The sequence below is a fragment of the Achromobacter maghribensis genome, from assembly GCF_057334215.1.
This window is the reverse complement of the sequence record NZ_JBHFII010000066.1, coordinates 30,635-48,567: the sequence shown is the minus strand read 5'-3', so window position 1 is coordinate 48,567 and position 17,933 is coordinate 30,635. Positions and strand designations below refer to the sequence as shown.

Below are 17,933 nucleotides of genomic sequence, written 5' to 3'. Positions count from 1 at the left end.
TGTCATTACTTCAACGCTGCATCCCCCAGCGGCGCACCGTCAGCCGCTCCAGCGTATCGAACCCCAGGTTTTCCACAAGCAGGCCGATGATGACCACGGCCGCGAGGCCCGCGAACACACGGTCTGTGTATAACTCGTTGCGGTTCTGAAAGATGTACCAGCCGAGCCCGCCCTTGCCGCTGGACGCGCCGAACACCAGTTCCGCCGCGATCAGGGTGCGCCATGCGAACGCCCAGCCGATCTTCAAGCCCGCCAGGATGGCCGGCAGCGCAGCCGGCACCAGGATCTGCAACACGTAGCGCAAGCCCGTCAGCCCATAGTTGCGGCCCGCCATGCGCAACGTTTCCGACACGCCCAGAAAGCCGGCATACATGTTCAGCGCCAGCGCCCACAGGACGGAGTGGATCAGCACGAACACCAGACTGCCTTCGCCCAGCCCGAACCACAGCAAGGCCAGCGGCAACAGCGCGATGGCCGGCAGCGGATTGAACATGGCCGTCAGCGTGGACAACAGGTCGCGTCCGAACCGCGTGGACACCGCCAGCGTCGTCAGCACGAACGCCAGCGTCACGCCGGCCAGATATCCCTGCACCAGCACGCGCAGCGACTGGGCCGCGCGCGCCAGCAGCTCGCCGGTGGCGATGCCTTGCGCAAAGGCCTGCGCCGTTTGCCACGCGCCCGGCAGCAGCAGATCGTTGTCGGTATAACGCGCGGCCAATTCCCATAATCCGGCCAGCAGCACCAGGATCACAAGCTTGCGCAGGCTGGCGTGCTGCCACAGCCGTTCAAGCCTGGGCAGCGGCGTTTCCGCCGCCTGCGCGGGCAACGGTGGCAGGACGTATTCGACTTCGGGACGGATGGGGGGCGTCGCGGGATAGGCGCTGCTCATCGGACAGGACTCATGGAAGGGGCGCGCAAGAAAGGGCGCGCAATGCGTTCAAGCCGCCGCGCGCTCGGCCAGCGGCGGGGGCGATTCGAACAACAGGTCGTGGATGCGTTGGGCCGCCGATTGAAAGGCGGCGGAGCCCTGGCTGTGCAGCCCGAAGGCGTGCGCGTTCAATTCAGCGCGCACCCGTCCGGGATGCGGCGACAGCAGCAACACGCGGCTGCCCAGCACCAGGGCCTCTTCGATCGAATGCGTGACGAACAACAAGGTGAAGCGCACGTCTTCCCACAAGGCCATCAGCTCTTCCTGCATGCGGCGGCGGGTTAGCGCATCCAGGGCGGCGAAGGGCTCGTCCATCAGCAGCACGCGCGGCTGCATGGCCAGCGCCCGCGCGATCGCCACGCGCTGCTTCATGCCACCGGAAAGCGTGTGGGGATAGGCGTCGGCGAACGCGGCCAGGCCGACCTTGTCCAGATAGTGCATGGCGCGCTCGTCCGCCTCGCGGCGGCTGAGCTTGCGCGCCGCCACAAGCGGGAACGCCACGTTTTGCCGCAACGTTTTCCACGGCGGCAACTGGTCGAATTCCTGGAATACGACGATACGGTCCGGCCCGGGACCCTGCACCGCCTGCCCGTCGATCGCGATGCGTCCTTCGGTAGGAGGCATGAAGCCGGCCACCGCTTTCAGCAGCGTCGATTTGCCGCAACCGGAAGGCCCCAGCAAGATGAAACGGTCCGCGCCATGGACGTCAAAACTGACCTGATGCGTGGCGCGTACCCGCCGTTCGCGCGTCTTATATTCGATCGTCACCTTATCCACAGCCAGCAGCGGCGACGCCTTTTCAACGTTATCCACAGGCCTGGCGGCGGTTACCGGCATCTCAGCTGCCCTTGGCCGTCAGCACATCGTCGAAGAAGTAGTCGCGCCAGTTGGCCGGCGCATTCTTGATGGCGCCCACCTTGTGCATGAATTCGGCCAGCGCAAAGGTGTTCTGCGGCTCCAGCTTGAATTGCACGTCGGGGTTCTTGATCACTTTGATCAGGAAATCGCGGTCTTGCTTGGCGCCCGTGACACGCAGGTAAATGTCCGCGGCCTTTTCCGGATTGGCCGTGGCAAAAGCCGCCGCTTCCTTCAGCGCTTCCTGGAATGCCTTGTACGTCTTGGGATTTTCCTTGCGGAATTTCTCGGTGGCGAACAGCACGGTGGACGAACTGGGGCCGCCCAGCACGTCATAGGAATTCAGCACGATGCGGGCCTTGGGGTTCTCGGCCAGTTCTTGCTCCTGGAAGGGCGGGTTGCCAAAATGGCCCGTGATTTCGGTGCCGCCGGCGATGATGGCCGCCGCTGCGTCCGGATGCGGCAGCGCCACCGAAATCTTGTCCAGCTTATTGAACTGCGCATCGCCCCACAGCTTGGCGGACGCCAGCTGCAGCACGCGCGACTGCACCGACACGCCGACGGCCGGCACGGCGATGCGGTCCTTGTCCGTGAAGTCCGCGATGCTCTTCACATTGGGGTTGTTCGTGACCAGGTAGTAGGGAAAGTTGCCCAGCGACGCCACGCCCTTCACGTTCTGCTTGCCGCGGGTGCGGTCCCAGATCGTCAGCAGCGGCCCCACGCCCGCCCCCGCGATATCCACGGCACCCGACAGCAGCGCATCGTTCACGGCCGAGCCGCCGGACAACTTGGCCCACTCGACCGAGATATCCACACCCTCGGCCTTGCCGTGCTTTTCGATCAGTTGCTGGTCGCGCGCCACGTTCAGCAACAGGTACACGATGCCGTACTGCTCCGCGATGCGGATGCGGCCTTCGGCCAGGGCGGGCGTGGGCGAGGCCAACGCCAGCACCCCCAGAATCAGCGCCAGGCCGGCGGCGGTAACGGTTTGGACCAGACGATCCCGTAGGGCGGAGGACATGCGCATGGAATTCCTTGTGGATAAGTGCTTGGCGTCGAATACCGCGTATGGCCTCAGAAGGGCGTATCGCCTTCGATGGTGGTCCGGTACAGCTTGCGCCGCAGATGGTCCGGCGTGCCGCCCGCCAGATGGATCAGCGAACGGTTGTCCCAGAACACCAGGTCATGCGGCTGCCAGCGGTGGCGATACGTGTTCTCCGCGCGCACGCTGTGGGCAAACAACTCGTCCAGCAATGCGCGGCTTTCATCTTCCGGCACATCAAGGATCCGCGTCGTGAAGCCTTCGCTCACGAACAGCGCGCGGCGGCCGTTCTCGGGGTGCGTGCGAACGACCGGGTGCACCACCTCCTGCACCTGCGCGATCTGCTGCGCGCTTAATGTGGGACGCCAATTGCCTTCTTTTTGCAGTTGCCCGTATTGCGCCAGATACGAATGCACGGCGCGTTTGCCCTCGACCGCATTGCGCAGCGCCGCAGGCAAGGTGTCGTAGGCCAGGTGCATGTTGGCGAACAAGGTGTCGCCGCCTTCGGCCGGCAGTTCCTGCGCGTGCAGCAACGAGCCCAGGCTGGGCAGTTCCTTGTACGAGATGTCTGAATGCCAGTACTTGCCCGCGTCGCCCAACCCAATCGGTTTGCCGTCTTCCACGATGTTGGAAACGATCAGGATCTCGGGGTGGCCCGCCAGGTGAAATTGATGCAGCACATGGATCATCAAGCGGCCAAACCGGCGGCTGAAATCGATGTGCTGTTGCGGCGTGATGCGCTGGTCGCGAAACACCAGCAGGTGATGGTCCAGATGCGCCTGGTGCACGCGGGCGAAATCGGCCGCCGCCAGTTCGCGCGACAAATCCAGGCCGATGATCTCGGCGCCCACGGGGCCGGGCAGAGGGCGCAGCTCAAAGGCCTGCGCCTGGGGGACGGGGGCGGCGTCTACTTCGCGCCGCAAGGCGTTGCTCTGGGACATCGATCGCTCCGGTTCGCCTTGCGGCATGTCTGGAACGATCGATTATGGAAAGCGCGCCTTGTATCTCAAACGAAGTTATCGGCGTTTGAACAAAGCTCCACGTCATATAGAAAAGCCGCAGGGGGAAACCCCGCGGCCTCATGCCGGATGCCCATAAGCAAATAGCGCATCGATCGATGTTAAGCGTCGGCCTGCGCCGGCCCGTCAGGCGGCCGGCAGATAGGCCTCGACCAGCTTCACCCAGTACGTTGCGCCCACCGGCAGCAAGGCATCATTGAAATCGTAGTTCGGGTTGTGCAACTGGCACGGGCCCATGCCGTGATAGCTTTCCATGCGGTGGTCGCCATCGCCGTTGCCCAGGAACAGGTAGGCGCCCGGAATCGCTTCCAGGAAGAAGGAAAAGTCTTCCGCGCCCATGAAAGGCGGCATGTCGCGCAGCACGTTCTCGGCGCCGAACGCGTCTTCGGCGACCTGGGCCGCGAAGGCCGTTTCCTTTTCCCAGTTGACCAGCGGCGGATAAGCCCGCACGAAGTCCAGTTCGCCCGTGCCACCGTACACCTGCGGCAATGTCGTGGCGATGCGGCGCATGTCGGCTTCGATCTTGTCCAGTGTTTCGACGGAGTACGTGCGTACCGTGCCGCGCAGCACGGCTTCGCCGGGGATCACGTTGTACGCGTCGCCGGCATGGATCTGCGTGATCGACAGCACGGCCTGATCCAGCGGGTTCTTGCTGCGCGAAATCACCGTCTGCAGGGCATGCACCATGTCGGCCGCCACGATGATCGGGTCCACCGACGCGTGCGGCTGCGCCGCGTGGCCGCCCACGCCCTTGATGACGATGTCCCAGCGGTTGCTGGACGCCATCGTCGGCCCCGCGCGGAAACCGAATTGGTTCACCGGCATGCCGGGCATGTTGTGGATGCCGAACACCGCGTCGCAAGGGAATTTTTCGAACAGGCCGTCCTGCATCATGGCGCGCGCACCCGCATTGCCGCCTTCCTCGGCGGGCTGGAAGATGAACACGACGGTACCGTCGAAATTGCGGTGCGTGGACAGGTATTGCGCCGCCCCCAGCAGCATGGCGGTGTGGCCGTCGTGGCCACAGCCGTGCATGCGGCCGCTGATGGTGGACTTGTGCGCGAAGCGGTTGTGCTCTGGCATGGGCAGCGCGTCCATGTCGGCACGCAGCCCCACCGTCGCCTTGCCGCTACCCGCGCGCAGCACGCCCACCACGCCGGTCTTGCCCAAGCCCGTGTGAACTTCCAGGCCCCATTCCCGCAGGCGTTCGGCTACCAGATTCGACGTGCGCGTCTCTTGGAAGGCCAATTCAGGGTGGGCATGGATATCCCGGCGCAACGCCGTCAGTTCGGGGTGCGCGCGTTCGATTTCGGCAATGGTTTTCATGGCGGTGGATAAACAGTAGGTGTGATCGGGAATTCTCGCGCTTCACCCATTCCGCGTCCAGTACCCATGCGGACGGGTCTACGCCGCATCATTCAAATGGCAGGCGCTTTGCTGGCCAGGCGCGATCTCGCGCAGCAGCGGGCGTTCCGTCTTGCAGCGCGCCATGGCGTGCGGGCATCGCGGGTGGAACGCGCAACCACTGGGCGGGTCCAGCGGCGATGGCAGCTCGCCCTTGATGGGCTGGTAGTTGCGGCGTCCGGGAGTCAACGTCGGCAGTTCTTTCAGCAGCGCCTGCGTGTAAGGATGGTTCGCGCGCTGGAATACGGTGTCCGTGGGCGCAAGCTCCACCACACGGCCCAGATACATGATGGCCACGCGGTCAGAAATATGACTGACCACGCTCAGGTTGTGGCTGATGAACAGATACGTCAGGTCCAGGTCATCGCGCAGCTGCTCGAACAAATTCAATACCTGGGCTTGTATGGACACGTCCAACGCGGCCACGGCCTCGTCGCAGACGATTACCGACGGCTTCAGCGCCAGGGCCCGCGCGATGCCGATGCGCTGACGCTGCCCCCCCGAGAACTGGTGCGGATAACGCTGTGCGAACGTCGGATCCAACCCCACCTGGCGCATCAGGCCCGCTACATATTCCGCCTTGTCTCGCGCGCGAATCAGGCCGTGCGCCACCGGCGCCTCGCCGATGATCTCGCGCACTCGCATGCGCGGATTCAGGGATGCATAGGGGTCCTGGAAGATCATCTGCACGCCCAGCTCGTAGGCACGCCGCTCGGTGCCCGTCATCGCCTTGACCGCCTTGCCGTGGTAGTGCACATCGCCCGCCGAAGGCGGCAGGATGCCCGACACGATACGGCCCAGGGTGGACTTCCCACAGCCCGATTCGCCGACGATGCCAATCACTTCGCCACGCTGCACTTCCAGGTCCACGCCGGCCACCGCGTGCACCACCTGCGTCTTCAACCCCGCGCCAAGCAGGTTCGCGATGCGTCCGGCCAGGTCCACGGGCTGCACGAAGCGAAGTTCAACGCCGCGCAGGGACAGGATGGGGGCGGGGGCGGCGGCGCCGCGTTCTGCTGCGCTCATTTGATGTCTGGGTCTCCGGCATGCCAGCAGCGCACCCATTGCGCCGGGCGGACTTCCACGGGCTGCGGTTCGATCAGACAGGCGTCGGTCGCGCGCGGGCAACGCCCGCGGAACGCACAGCCCTGCGGCAGGTTCAACAATGACGGCGTCATGCCCGGAATCGGCACCAGCGGCCTGCCGCGTGATTCCGGCGTGGGGATGGAAGCAATAAGCCCGTGCGTGTACGGATGCATGGGATGGGTGATCACATCGCGCGTGCTTCCGGTCTCGACGACACGGCCGGCATACATTACCGATACCCGGTCCGCCAACCCGGCCACCACCGCCAGGTCGTGCGTGATCCAGATCAGGCCCGTGCCCGTCTCGCGGCACAGCTTTTGTACTTCGAAAAGAATCTGGCCCTGGATCGTCACGTCAAGCGCGGTCGTGGGTTCGTCCGCGATAATCAGACGCGGCGAATTCAGCAACGCGATCGCGATGGCCACGCGCTGCCGCATGCCGCCCGACAACTGATGGGGGTACGTGCGCAGGCGTTCCTGCGGCGACGGGATGCCCACCATCGTCAGCGTTTGCAGGGCGCGCTGGCGCGCCTGCTCACGCGACACCTTATGGTGTGCCTGCACCGCTTCAATCATCTGTGTATCCACGCGCAGCACCGGATTCAGCGTCATCATCGGGTCCTGGAAGATCATCGCGATCTCCTGCCCCCGCAACTGTCGCCAGCGCGCCGGCGTCGCACCGCGCAGGTCTTCGCCGTTCAAGCGCAACTGCCCGTCCACGATGCGTCCGGGCTCGTCCAGCAAGCCCATCAACGAAAATCCGGTGATGCTCTTTCCAGATCCCGACTCGCCCACCAGGCCCAGGATCTCGCCTTCCGCAAGCGTCAGGTCCACGCCATCCACCGCGCGCACGACGCCGTTGCGCGTGAAGAAATGCGTCTTCAGACCTTGAACTTCCAGGATGGGCCGGGCCGCCGCCAACGGTTTATCCACAGCTTGCGTCTGCATCGCGTCCGCCTTCAATTCGCGTGGCGCGGGTTGAGCACATCGCGCAGGTGGTCGCCCACCAGGTTGATGGCGATGATGGCCAGCGCCAGGGCGATGCCGGGGAAGAACGAAATCCAGTACTGGCCCGACAACAGGTATTCAAACCCGTTGTAGATCAGCATGCCCAGCGACGGTTCAGTGACCGGCACGCCCACGCCCAGAAACGACAGCGTGGCCTCTAGCGCAATCGCGTGCGCCAAATCGATGGTGGCGATGACAATGAGCGGCGGCATGCAGTTGGGCAACACGTGGCGGAACAGCACGCGCCCCCAGGACAAGGACATGCAGCGCGCGGCCTCTACATACTCTTTGCCGCGCTCCACCAGTGCCGCGCCACGCGCCGCCCGGGCAAAATACGCCCATTGCACGACGATCAGCGCAATGATGACCTTATCCACACCCTTGCCCAGAATCGCCAGCAGCATTAGCGCGACAAGAATGGCGGGAAACGACAGCTGGATATCCACAATGCGCATCAGCAACGCATCGATGCGGCCACCGAAGTAGGCCGCGATCAAGCCCACGGTGGCGCCGATGCCGAAGGCCGCCAACACCGATACGGTCGCCACCAACAGGCTGGTTCGCATGCCGTAGAGGATGGCCGAGAACAGGTCGCGCGCCTGCCCATCGGTGCCCAACAAATAACGCATGGAACCGTCGCCGCTTTCGCTACCCGGCTTGAGCTTGGAGTCCATGATGTCCAGCGACGCCAGGTCATAGGGATTCTGCGGCGCGATCCAGGGCGCCAGCAACGCGGCGCCCACGATCACAACCAGCATCACCAGCCCCAGCGTGGCCAGCTTGCTGGCGAAGAAATCCGAAACGAAACGCCGCCAGGGCGTCTGTTCCCTGGATGCCGCGGCAGGCGCGGCCGTGGTGGCAGGGCTGTTCATCGGCGGCTATCCAAACGTACGCGGGGGTCCAGCACCGTGTAGATGATGTCCACCACCAGATTCAACATGACCAGGAAAAACACGATCAGGAGCAAATACGCGACCACCACCGGCCGATCCAGATTGATGATGGAATCGATCAGCAGCTTGCCCATGCCCGGCCACGAAAACACCGTTTCCGTCACGACCGCGAACGCCATCACCTGTCCGAATTCCAACCCCGCGACCGTGACCACGGGGATCAGGATATTCTTCAACAGATGCACGCCCAGCACGCGCTTTTCCGACAAGCCCTTGGCGCGCGCGAACTTGATGTAGTCCATGGGCAGCGCTTCGCGCGTGGCCGCTCGCGTCACGCGAATGATCATCGCGCACTTGGCGAACGCGATGGTGGCCGCGGGCAAGGCCAGGCTCAGCCAGCCGTTGAACGTCAGGACGCTCAGTTCCAGCGAGCCGATGTTGACCGTCTTGCCACGCCCGCCTGCGGGCACCCAGCCCAATATCACGGCGAACACCATGATCAACATCAGGCCGACCCAAAAATTGGGTAGCGAAAAGCCCAGCACCGACCCCGTCATGATGGCGCGCGAGCCCGGCGCCTGAGGCTTGAGCCCGGCCAGAATGCCCAGCGGCACGCCGATCAGCACCGACAGCAGCATGGCCACACAGGCCAGTTCGACCGTGGCCGGCATGCGCTCCAGGATCAGATGCATGGCGGGCTCGCCGGTCAGGAAGCTGTTGCCGAAATCGCCGCGCACCGCCTGGCCCATGAAGATCAGGTACTGCCGCCACAACGGCAGGTCCAGGCCCAGCGATGCGCTGATCGCCGCGCGCTGCGCCTCGGTGGCCTCGGGGCTGGCCAGCATCGACACCGGATCGCCCACCATGTAAATGCCTGCAAAAACCAACGCCGACATGACCAGCATGACGACGATGGTTTGCAGCAGTCTTCTTACGATTGTTGCCAGCACTGGAGACCGCCCGCGATGCGCGTTACTTCTTCAAGGTCGCGAACTGCGCCAGCGTGACCTGGTCAGGACGGCCTTGATAGCGGATATCGCCCTTCATGGCCCATACCGACAGCTCGAAGTGCACCGGCAGCATGGCGTAATCGTCCATGGCCATATTGCTGGCCTTCGCAAGCAGTTCGGCGCGTTTGGCGTTGTCCATCGTGGACGACGCTTCCTTCACCAGCTCGTCCATCTTGGGGTTGGAATAGCGGCTGCGGTTGGTCGTTCCCAGTCCGGCTTCCGGATTGCGCGTCACCAACAGCGATGTCAGCGCATTGGACATCTCGCCGCTGGTCACCGACCAGCCCGCCAGATAGGCCGAAAACGCGTAGCTGTCGCGGTTCTTGAAGAACACCGGAGGCGCCATCGCGTCCACGCTGGTCTTCACGCCGATGCGGGTCCACATCGATGCGATGGCCTGCGCCACCTTCGAATCGTTCACGTAACGGCCCGACGGCGAACCCAGCGTGATCGAAAAGCCATTGGGATAGCCGGCCTCCTTGAGCAGGGCGCGGGCCTTCTCGACGTCAGCCTTGGGCGCCTTGGAATGCTCTTTGCTGGAACCGAACATTGGGTAGGGCAGCAGGTTGCCGGCAGGCAGCGCCACACCGCCCATCACGCGTTCCACCAGGGCGTCGCGGTTGATGGCAAGCGACAGCGCTTCGCGTACCCGCTTGTCCTTCATCGGATTCTTGTCCGTGCCCTGGATGCCGGGCGAAGGCTCCGCGTGCTGGTCCAGCGCGACGTACACGACGCGCACCGATGGGGTTTCCTCGACAAAGAGCTTCTTGTCGCCCTTGAGCTTGGGCAGATCGTCGGTGGGGGGATCTTCGATCATGTCCACGTCGCCCGCCAACAGCGCGGCCACGCGCGCCGCGGCATTGCTGATCGGGCGATAGACCACGCGATCCCATTCCGGTTTTTTGCCCCAATAATTGTCATTGCGGGCCAGCACGAATTCCGCGCCGCGCTTCCACGATACGAATTTGTACGGGCCCGTTCCCACCAGGCCATCGCCGCTGTTCAGTTCGGTGGTGGTCTTGCCTTCGGCCGCGGGGCCAGAGGCGGCCTTCTTCGACATGATGGGCAACTGCGCCAGGTTCACGAGCAGGTTCGGCGCGACTTCCTTGGTGGTGATGCGCACGGTCATGGGATCGACCGCTTCGGTTTTGGCCACCGATCCCAAATACAGCGTGAAAGGCGACGGGCTGTTGGGCACCTTCGGCACGCGGTCATACGTAAACACCACGTCTTCGGCGGTAAACGGCGTGCCATCCGAGAACTTCACGCCGGGACGCAGTTTGAACGTCCAGACCTTGCCATCCACGGTCCACGATTCCGCCAAGCCGGGCTGCGGCTTCAATTGCGCATCGGTGGCGACCAGCGTGTCGAAAATGGTTTGGGAGATCTGCGTATTCGGCGTCAGCGCGTGGTACTGCGGATCCATCGATGAGGGCTCGGTCTTCAGGGCGATCACCAGATCGCGAGCCAATGCGGAACTGAAGGTGCCAAAGGCCAACATCACCGCGGCCGAGCCGCAGGCCAAGACACGCGAAAACCGAGATGCCATCGTGATCTCCCAGAGTTGTTTCGGGTTTTGAACCTCTGGGGCACATTAACCAGCAAACAAGGGGCCGCGCAACAGTTATATTCCCCTATTGTCCTTGTCTCGCCCCCGTTCAGATATGTCCGCTTATTCCTCCATTACCGCCATTGCCACCGCCCCCGGAAGAGGCGGCATCGGCGTCGTGCGCGTTTCTGGTGCGGACCTGTCCGAATTGGTGCGGCGCCTGTTCCAGCGCGAGCTCACCCCGCGTCACGCGCACTACCTGCCGTTCAAATCCGTCGATGGCGAACTGCTGGACGAAGGCATCGCGATCTACTTCCGCGCGCCGCATTCGTATACCGGCGAAGACGTTCTGGAACTGCAAGGCCACGGCGGCCCCGCCGTGCTGCGCCGCGTGCTGGACAGCTGCCTTGCCGCAGGCCGCGACCTTGGCCTGCGTCTGGCCGAACCCGGCGAATTCACGCGCCGCGCCTTTCTTAACGATCGCATGGATCTGGCCCAGGCCGAAGCCGTGGCGGACCTGATCGAAGCCTCGTCGGTGGCCGCGGCGCGCGGCGCGGTGGCCTCGCTGTCCGGCGAATTCTCGGCGCGCGTGAACGACCTGTCCGACCGCATCATCCACCTGCGGATGCTGGTTGAAGCGACGCTGGATTTTCCTGAAGAAGAAATCGACTTCCTTGAGAAATACCAGGCCCGGCCCACGCTGGATGCGCTGACGGCAGACCTGTCCAACCTGATCGCGCAAGCGCGCCAGGGTGTCATCCTTCGGGAAGGCTTGCACGTGGTGTTGGCTGGCCAGCCCAACGTCGGAAAGTCCAGCCTGCTCAATGCGCTGGCGGGCGACGACATCGCCATCGTCACCCCGATCGCGGGCACGACACGCGACAAAGTGGTGCAGGAAATCCATATCGACGGGGTGCCGCTGCATATTGTGGACACGGCCGGCCTGCGCGAAACCGAGGACACCGTCGAAAGCATCGGCATCGCCCGCACCTGGCAGGAAATCGAACGCGCCGACGTCATTCTGCATCTGCAGGATGCCACGCAGCCGGGCGACGAACTGGACGCGCAGATCACCGCGCGCCTGCCGCCACGTACCCCGGTGTTGAAAGTGTTCAACAAGGTAGACCTGTTATCCACAGCGTTCACGCCGGGCGCGGGTGAACTGGGTATCTCCGCCAAGCGCGGCGCCGGCCTGGATGCATTGCGCGCCGAGTTGCTGAACATCGCCGGCTGGAACCCGGGCGCTGAATCCCCCTGGCTGGCGCGCGAACGCCACCTGCATGCGCTGCAGGACGCGGCCGAACATCTGGCGCTTGCGGGTGAACACGCGGGGCAGGACGACCGGGTGCTTGACCTGTTCGCCGAAGAGCTGCGGCTGGCCCATGACAGCCTGTCGAGCATCACCGGAAAATTCACCAGCGACGACCTGCTGGGCGAAATTTTCTCCAGCTTCTGCATTGGAAAGTGAAGTGATAAGACTCGCTGCGTCCGACGATATTCCGGTCATCGAACGGATCGTCGCCGAGGCTTACTTTCCATATATTGCACGCATCGGCGCCACGCCGGGTCCCATGCGCGATGACTATGTGGCGCGCGTCGCGCAAGGCGTGGTGCACGTCTTGCAGGAAGACGACGCCATACAGGCCGTGCTGGTTCTGGTTCCCGAGCAGGACTGTCTGCTGCTGGACAACATCGCGGTATCTCCGGCCGCGCAAGGCAGGGGGCATGGACGCGTGTTGATGCAGTACGCCGAAACCTTTGCGCGCCAGAAGGGCTATTCAGTCATCCGCTTGTACACGCAAGAAAAAATGACCGAGAACATCGCCATCTATTTGCGATACGGCTACGTGGAAACGCATCGCGCGCAAGAGTCTGGATTGCATCGCGTCTTCATGAAAAAACGGCTGAGCTAAACGCCTCATCCGCCAATATGCGAGTCTTTACTCGCTTTTATTTTGAAGCCACTTTCCCCGCCGCCCGCTGCGCACGACGGTTGTTCACCAACGATTTCGCGTACACCGATTCCGGCCGTATTCGATGCGCGACCACGTAGCCGGTAATACAAGCCAGCATCAGCGGCAGCATCACTTCATAGCTCAGCGTCATCTCGAAAATCATCAGAATCGACATCAACGGCGCATGCGTCGTGGCAGCCAGCAGTGCGCCCATGCCCACGACGGCATAACTGGACACCGCCGACACGTCGCCCGCAGGCAGCACAGCCTGCAGTCCGTTTGCATATAGCGCGCCCAGCGCCGCCCCCACAAACAAGGTCGGCGTGAAAACGCCGCCCACCGCCCCCGATCCCACGCTGGCGCCGGTTGCCAACATTTTCATCAGCAAAATGGCCGCCACGGCCTGCCACGCCCATTGCGTGTGCAGCATGCTGTTGACGACGCTGTAGCCGTTGCCCCAGACCTCCGGGTTGATCACCGACAGCGCGCCGACCAGCAACCCGCCAAGCGCCATGCGGATCCACAGCGGGCACGGCATGCGGGAAAAGGCGGCGCGCGACAGGTCCAGGAACCGGAGAAATTGCGGCGCTACCAGGCCGGCCACGATGCCCAGCACCAGATAGTTGGCCACCTCCCAGCCCGACACGAATTCAAAGTGCGGCAGATGGAACACCGCGTCGTAATGCAGGATCTGCCGCGTGACGATGTTGGCGACCACCGACGACACCACCAGCGGCACTAACGTATCGGACGAAATAACGCCGAATACGATTTCAGAGATGAACAACGCGCCGGCGATCGGCGCGTTATAGGCCGAGGTAATGCCTGCCGTCGCCCCGCAAGCCACCAGCAGACGCAAATGCCGGGGCGGCAGCAGCAGGAATCGCCCGGTCAGCGATGAAAACATGGCCGCCAGCTGCACCATGGGGCCCTCCCGGCCGATGGAAGCACCCGATCCGATCGAAAAAATGGACGACAGGCTGCGGGCAAGCGTCTGCCGCAGGCCAATGACGCCCCGGCCAACGGAAATGGCCTCCATATAGTCCGCCGCGCCCCGTTTAGGCAGCCATCGCGCGGCCATTTGCAAGATGGCGCCGGCGATCGCCCCGCCTGCGGCAGGCATCAGCAAGCGTTGCCAGGAATCCAGTCCACGGGCTAACGACACCATGCCGCGGGGAACATCTTCACCGGTAAGCAGCATTTGCAGCCATCCCAGCAGTTCCCGGAACACCACCGTGGCCAATGCGCCAAACAGCCCCGTCAATGCCGCCGCGAACAAGGTTGCGGGCAGATTATTGGTCAATAAACGGGCTCGAAGGGCGTTCGCCCAGCCCCATTTCCTGATTCTGATTTCTGTCGCCATAGCCGGATTCTACGGCGGAAGTTGCTCACTTTTTGTTCAGTCCCCTGTCAACAAAACGCCGGGCTACCCCCTCGAATCCCGGGTTTCGCGGACGCCTCTGAGGCCGTTTTGAGGCCGCTGCAAGGGCGAAAAACCGGGTAGGCAACGGGCAGTTTTTCGGGGTAAAAGTGCCCCTCTTCAACCCCGTTTCCAGAAATCGCCCTGTGGATAACTCCTAAGTAGCCAGGTTGTGCACATTGTGTGGAGGCAAGTTGAACAAGCGGGGGTTTTTGGGGGTGGCCGAAATGTTGTCCAACTTCAACTTTTTTCCCACACAGAGTTCTTGCACAGGCAAAAACGGCTGCAAGCTGATGAAAAGAATGAGGTTTTCAAGGTTAAGGTAGTTATCCACAGGCCTTATTAATCATTAGTCTTTATATAAAGAGAAATAAAGGAAAAGCCAAACATGCTTTCCCATTCCGCCCAGCCACTCCCCCCCGGACTCCGTCCATGCGCATCCTCCTGATAGAAGACGAAGCCGAACTTGCCCGTTGGCTTTCCAGAAGCCTGGCCAGACATGCGGGCTTTGTCGTTGAATGGGCTGACGACGGATTGGTCGCCGAAAGAAGGTTGGCAATCGAAGAATTCGATGCCGTCGTCCTCGACTTGGGACTTCCGGGCATGGACGGGCATGCTTTGCTGGCGAAAATTCGCGCGCGGGACGACCGTACGCCGGTGCTGGTCTTGACCGCGCGCGATTCGCTAGCCGAAAAAATCGGCACCTTGCACCAGGGAGCGGACGATTTCCTGCCGAAACCCTTTGTTGTGGAAGAGTTGGAAGCGCGTTTGATCGCACTGATTCGGCGTAGCCGTGGACGCGAACATCCGCGTTTGGCGCTGGGAAACCTGGTTTTCGACTCTGCAGCGCAAAAATTCACGGCCTCGGGACACGCTTTGCAGTTATCCCCACGTGAACATGCCGTTCTGCGGGTACTGATCCAGAAAAGCGGCGAACCCATCAACAAGCAGCAGATTCTTGACCGCATCGTCACGGACGACGCGGACATCAACCTGGAGGCCATCGAGGTCCTGGTTCACCGTTTGCGCAAAAAATTGGCGGAAACCGGTGTTCAGATCGTGACCATGCGCGGCATGGGCTACTGCCTGGAGAACCTTGTTGACAACTAGAAGTCCGAAAAAAATCGCTTTTTTTGCGGCAAAAAAACGTAATCGCACCCTGAAAACGCAGTTGCTGTGGTGGTTGATCCCCACGCTGGTGTTCGTGATGATGGCGGCGCTGTGGTTGTCGAACCACCAGTTGCGCAACCAGGTCGACATTGCCTACGACCGATCGCTTTCCGGAGCGCTTCGCGCGATCGACCACAACATATCCACAGCTAGCGGTGGATTAGCCATGGAGCAGCCTTACCTGATGCTGGAATTTTTCGAGCTGACGGCCAATGGCAGCGTGTTCTACCGGGTGGCGACAGAGGACGGGCTGGCAGAAATCGGCCATCCGGGCCTTCCGCTGCCGGACGAGCCCCTGGTATCTGGCGAACCGCGCTTTTTCTACGCGGACTATCAGGGCGCCCCCGTCAGGGTTGCGGCGCTGGCGCGCCCGATGGATCCGCCGCTGTACGCCAACAAAGGGGGACGGGTTATCGTGCAGGTCGCCGAAGGCCTGGAAAGCCGCCAGGCGTTCTTGCACAAGGTGCTGCTGCGCTCGGTGGAGCGGGACCTGGCGGTGATTCTCATCAGCGTTCTGGTGATCATCCTGGGGGTTTTCATGGCGCTGCGCCCCCTGGTCCGGCTTCGGCAAGAGGTGGAAGGGCGTTCTGGAGACGATTTAAGCCCCGTCAGCGCGTCCGAGATGCCAGGTGAGGTCCTGCCCCTGGTTGCGGCTGTAAACCTCCACATGGCCCGTTTTGCGGCCCAGGCGAGGGTCCAGAGTCAGTTCCTGGACGACGCGTCTCACCAGTTGCGCACGCCGTTGTCGGTTTTGCGGACCCAGACGGCATACGCCCTGCGCGAAACAGACCCCCAGGAGGTCCGTACAGCCCTTCTGGCGATGCAAGAGGGGCTGGACAGGGCTGTGCGCACCACCAACCAGATGTTGGCTCTGGCGCGCGCTAAGGACGCTTCCCTGGCGGAAGGGGGGTTCACCGCCGAAACCGTCGACCTGGTGGAATTGGCGGACGGCGTGATCCGTGGATTGTTACCGGCGGCTCGTGCTCGCCAACTGGACATCGGCCTGGAGGCCGCCGAGCGCCCGATCCAAGTCATCGGCACCGAGTGGCTGCTGCGCGAAGCCGCCGTCAATCTCGTCGATAACGCGATCCGCTACGCATCGCCGTCTGGCGAGGTCACGGTGACCGTGCAAGCCGGCGATGGCCTGGCCCGCCTGGTTGTCGAGGACGATGGCCCCGGCATGTCGGCCGAAGACATCGCCCGCGCCTGCGTGCGCTTTCGCCGAGGAGCGGCGGGCAAGAATAAGCCCGGGGCCGGATTGGGCCTGGCCATCGTGGGAACCATCGCCGATATCCTGGGGGCCCGGCTGGTTCTGGAAAACCGCGCCCCATTGCCCGGCTTGCGGGCAGCCTTGGTGTTTTCCCTTGAAGCGGCGGCCGATGCTGCGCCGCATCACGAAAACGGCAGTTTTTGAAAGGTGTTGGAAAGCTTCGATTTTGTACGGTAGCGTCCGCTGGGTCCGATCAGGCGTCACCACACCGCGCGGCCATCCAGCCATACCAAGACCTATAAATCTCGGAGACACAAGAATGCAGACCAGCATGAAGCTGCGCACGGCCGCCCTGGCGGCGCTTGGCGCGATCACCCTTTCCCTGGGCGCCGCCCATGCGGCCGACGAGCCGCGTCGCCCCGAGTGCATTGCGCCGGCGCAGCCCGGCGGCGGTTTCGACCTGACCTGCCGTCTGGCCACCGAGGGGTTGAAGCAGAGCGGGGCGCTCAAAAGCACCATGCGCACCGTCTACATGCCGGGCGGCATCGGCGCGGTGGCCTACAACAACATCGTGGCCCAGCACCCCAACGAGCCCGGCACCATCGTCGCGTTTTCGGGTGGATCGTTGCTGAACCTGGCCCAGGGCAAGTTCGGCAAGTACAACGTCGACGACGTGCGCTGGCTGGCCGCCATCGGCACCGACTATGGCGTTGCCGTGGTTCGCAACGATTCCCCGTACACCGACCTGAAGAGCCTGATGGATGCCTTCAAGCAGGATCCGACCAAGATCGTGCTGGGCGCGGGCGGCACCGTGGGTAGCCAGGACTGGATGAAGGCAGCGCTGACGGCCAAGGCCGCCGGCGTGGATTTCAAGAAGATGCGCTTCGTGGCGTTCGAAGGCGGCGGCGAAGCCGTCACCGCATTGCGCGGCGGCCATATCCAGGCCTACATGGGCGATGCGGCGGAAGCCTTCACGATGCTGGAGGGCGGCGCGCCCATTCGCGTGCTGGCAGTGTTCAATGACCAGCGCCTGCCGGGCAAGCTGAGCACCGTGCCGACCGCCAAAGAGCAGGGCTATGACATCGTCTGGCCGATCATCCGCGGCTTCTACGTCGGCCCGAAGGTGTCGGACAACGACTATCAGTTCTGGGTCAAGGCCTTCAACACCGCGACCGCGTCGCCCGAGTTCGACAAGCTGCGCCAGCAACAGGGCCTGTTCCCGTTCAACAAAACGGGCCCCGAACTGGACGCCTACGTGAAGAACCAGGTCAAGGTCTACGGCGAGCTGGCCGATTCCTTCGGCTTGTTGAAGAAGTAAGCGGGCCGCAAGGCTTTCCCTCCCGATCGCGCCCACCCGGGCTCCTCGCCGCCGGACGGTTCCGGCG

Annotated in this window: 16 protein-coding genes; 5 read left to right on the top strand and 11 right to left on the bottom strand. The window is 63.1% G+C overall.

Going from position 1 to position 17,933, the window contains the following annotated elements; genetic code table 11:
- Positions 1-10: 10 nt before the first annotated feature.
- The 10 genes from ACE039_RS30630 to ACE039_RS30585 all read right to left on the bottom strand — a co-directional run bounded on the left by ACE039_RS30630 (position 11) and on the right by ACE039_RS30585 (position 10,793).
- Positions 11-889 (bottom strand): ABC transporter permease, encoded by an 879-nt coding sequence (locus ACE039_RS30630; RefSeq protein ID WP_448711829.1) that lies wholly within the window; start codon positions 887-889, stop codon positions 11-13.
- Between the two features lie 48 nt (positions 890-937).
- On the bottom strand, positions 938-1,765 hold the full coding sequence (locus tag ACE039_RS30625; protein ID WP_313459493.1) for an ABC transporter ATP-binding protein: 828 nt from the start codon (positions 1,763-1,765) through the stop codon (positions 938-940).
- Between the two features lies 1 nt (position 1,766).
- On the bottom strand, positions 1,767-2,810 hold the full coding sequence (locus ACE039_RS30620; protein WP_313459491.1) for an ABC transporter substrate-binding protein: 1,044 nt from the start codon (positions 2,808-2,810) through the stop codon (positions 1,767-1,769).
- Between the two features lie 47 nt (positions 2,811-2,857).
- The gene (locus ACE039_RS30615) at positions 2,858-3,766 is read right to left on the bottom strand and encodes a TauD/TfdA dioxygenase family protein (RefSeq protein ID WP_485824227.1); all 909 of its coding nucleotides are present in this window, start codon (positions 3,764-3,766) and stop codon (positions 2,858-2,860) included.
- A 204-nt stretch (positions 3,767-3,970) separates the two neighbouring features.
- Complete coding sequence (locus tag ACE039_RS30610; RefSeq protein WP_310035414.1) at positions 3,971-5,170, bottom strand: M20 aminoacylase family protein; 1,200 nt, start codon at positions 5,168-5,170, stop codon at positions 3,971-3,973.
- A 78-nt stretch (positions 5,171-5,248) separates the two neighbouring features.
- A complete protein-coding gene (locus ACE039_RS30605) occupies positions 5,249-6,274 on the bottom strand; it encodes an ABC transporter ATP-binding protein (RefSeq protein WP_485824226.1) in 1,026 nt (341 codons plus the stop codon).
- Positions 6,271-7,281, bottom strand: coding sequence for an ABC transporter ATP-binding protein (locus ACE039_RS30600; RefSeq protein WP_485824225.1), 1,011 nt, complete (start codon positions 7,279-7,281; stop codon positions 6,271-6,273). The genes ACE039_RS30605 and ACE039_RS30600 overlap by 4 nt, the downstream gene beginning before the upstream one ends.
- Before the next feature lie 11 nt (positions 7,282-7,292).
- Positions 7,293-8,213, bottom strand: a complete 921-nt coding sequence (locus ACE039_RS30595; RefSeq protein WP_448711836.1) for an ABC transporter permease — start codon at positions 8,211-8,213, stop codon at positions 7,293-7,295.
- Entirely contained in the window at positions 8,210-9,184 is a 975-nt protein-coding gene (locus ACE039_RS30590) for an ABC transporter permease (RefSeq protein ID WP_310035404.1), read from the bottom strand. The genes ACE039_RS30595 and ACE039_RS30590 overlap by 4 nt, the downstream gene beginning before the upstream one ends.
- A 22-nt stretch (positions 9,185-9,206) precedes the next feature.
- Positions 9,207-10,793, bottom strand: coding sequence for an ABC transporter substrate-binding protein (locus tag ACE039_RS30585; protein ID WP_105555655.1), 1,587 nt, complete (start codon positions 10,791-10,793; stop codon positions 9,207-9,209).
- Between the two features lie 115 nt (positions 10,794-10,908).
- Between ACE039_RS30585 and mnmE the strand changes: the two genes are divergently transcribed.
- Positions 10,909-12,261: a tRNA uridine-5-carboxymethylaminomethyl(34) synthesis GTPase MnmE gene (gene mnmE / locus ACE039_RS30580; RefSeq protein WP_485824224.1), complete on the top strand. Its 1,353-nt coding sequence runs from the start codon at positions 10,909-10,911 to the stop codon at positions 12,259-12,261.
- A 1-nt stretch (position 12,262) separates the two neighbouring features.
- Positions 12,263-12,706, top strand: coding sequence for a GNAT family N-acetyltransferase (locus ACE039_RS30575; protein WP_485824223.1), 444 nt, complete (start codon positions 12,263-12,265; stop codon positions 12,704-12,706).
- Between the two features lie 37 nt (positions 12,707-12,743).
- Here the strand turns inward: ACE039_RS30575 and ACE039_RS30570 are convergent, their stop codons facing one another.
- Positions 12,744-14,111 (bottom strand): ClcB-like voltage-gated chloride channel protein, encoded by a 1,368-nt coding sequence (locus ACE039_RS30570; protein ID WP_485824222.1) that lies wholly within the window; start codon positions 14,109-14,111, stop codon positions 12,744-12,746.
- A 489-nt stretch (positions 14,112-14,600) separates the two neighbouring features.
- Here ACE039_RS30570 and ACE039_RS30565 point away from each other — a divergent pair, with 489 nt between their 5' ends.
- From ACE039_RS30565 to ACE039_RS30555, 3 genes are all read left to right on the top strand, one after another.
- Entirely contained in the window at positions 14,601-15,278 is a 678-nt protein-coding gene (locus ACE039_RS30565) for a response regulator (RefSeq protein ID WP_332008068.1), read from the top strand.
- Entirely contained in the window at positions 15,268-16,752 is a 1,485-nt protein-coding gene (locus ACE039_RS30560) for a sensor histidine kinase (RefSeq protein WP_485824221.1), read from the top strand. The genes ACE039_RS30565 and ACE039_RS30560 overlap by 11 nt, the downstream gene beginning before the upstream one ends.
- Positions 16,753-16,879: 127 nt before the next feature.
- The gene (locus ACE039_RS30555; protein WP_485824256.1) at positions 16,880-17,866 is read left to right on the top strand and encodes a Bug family tripartite tricarboxylate transporter substrate binding protein; all 987 of its coding nucleotides are present in this window, start codon (positions 16,880-16,882) and stop codon (positions 17,864-17,866) included.
- Positions 17,867-17,933: the final 67 nt, after the last annotated feature.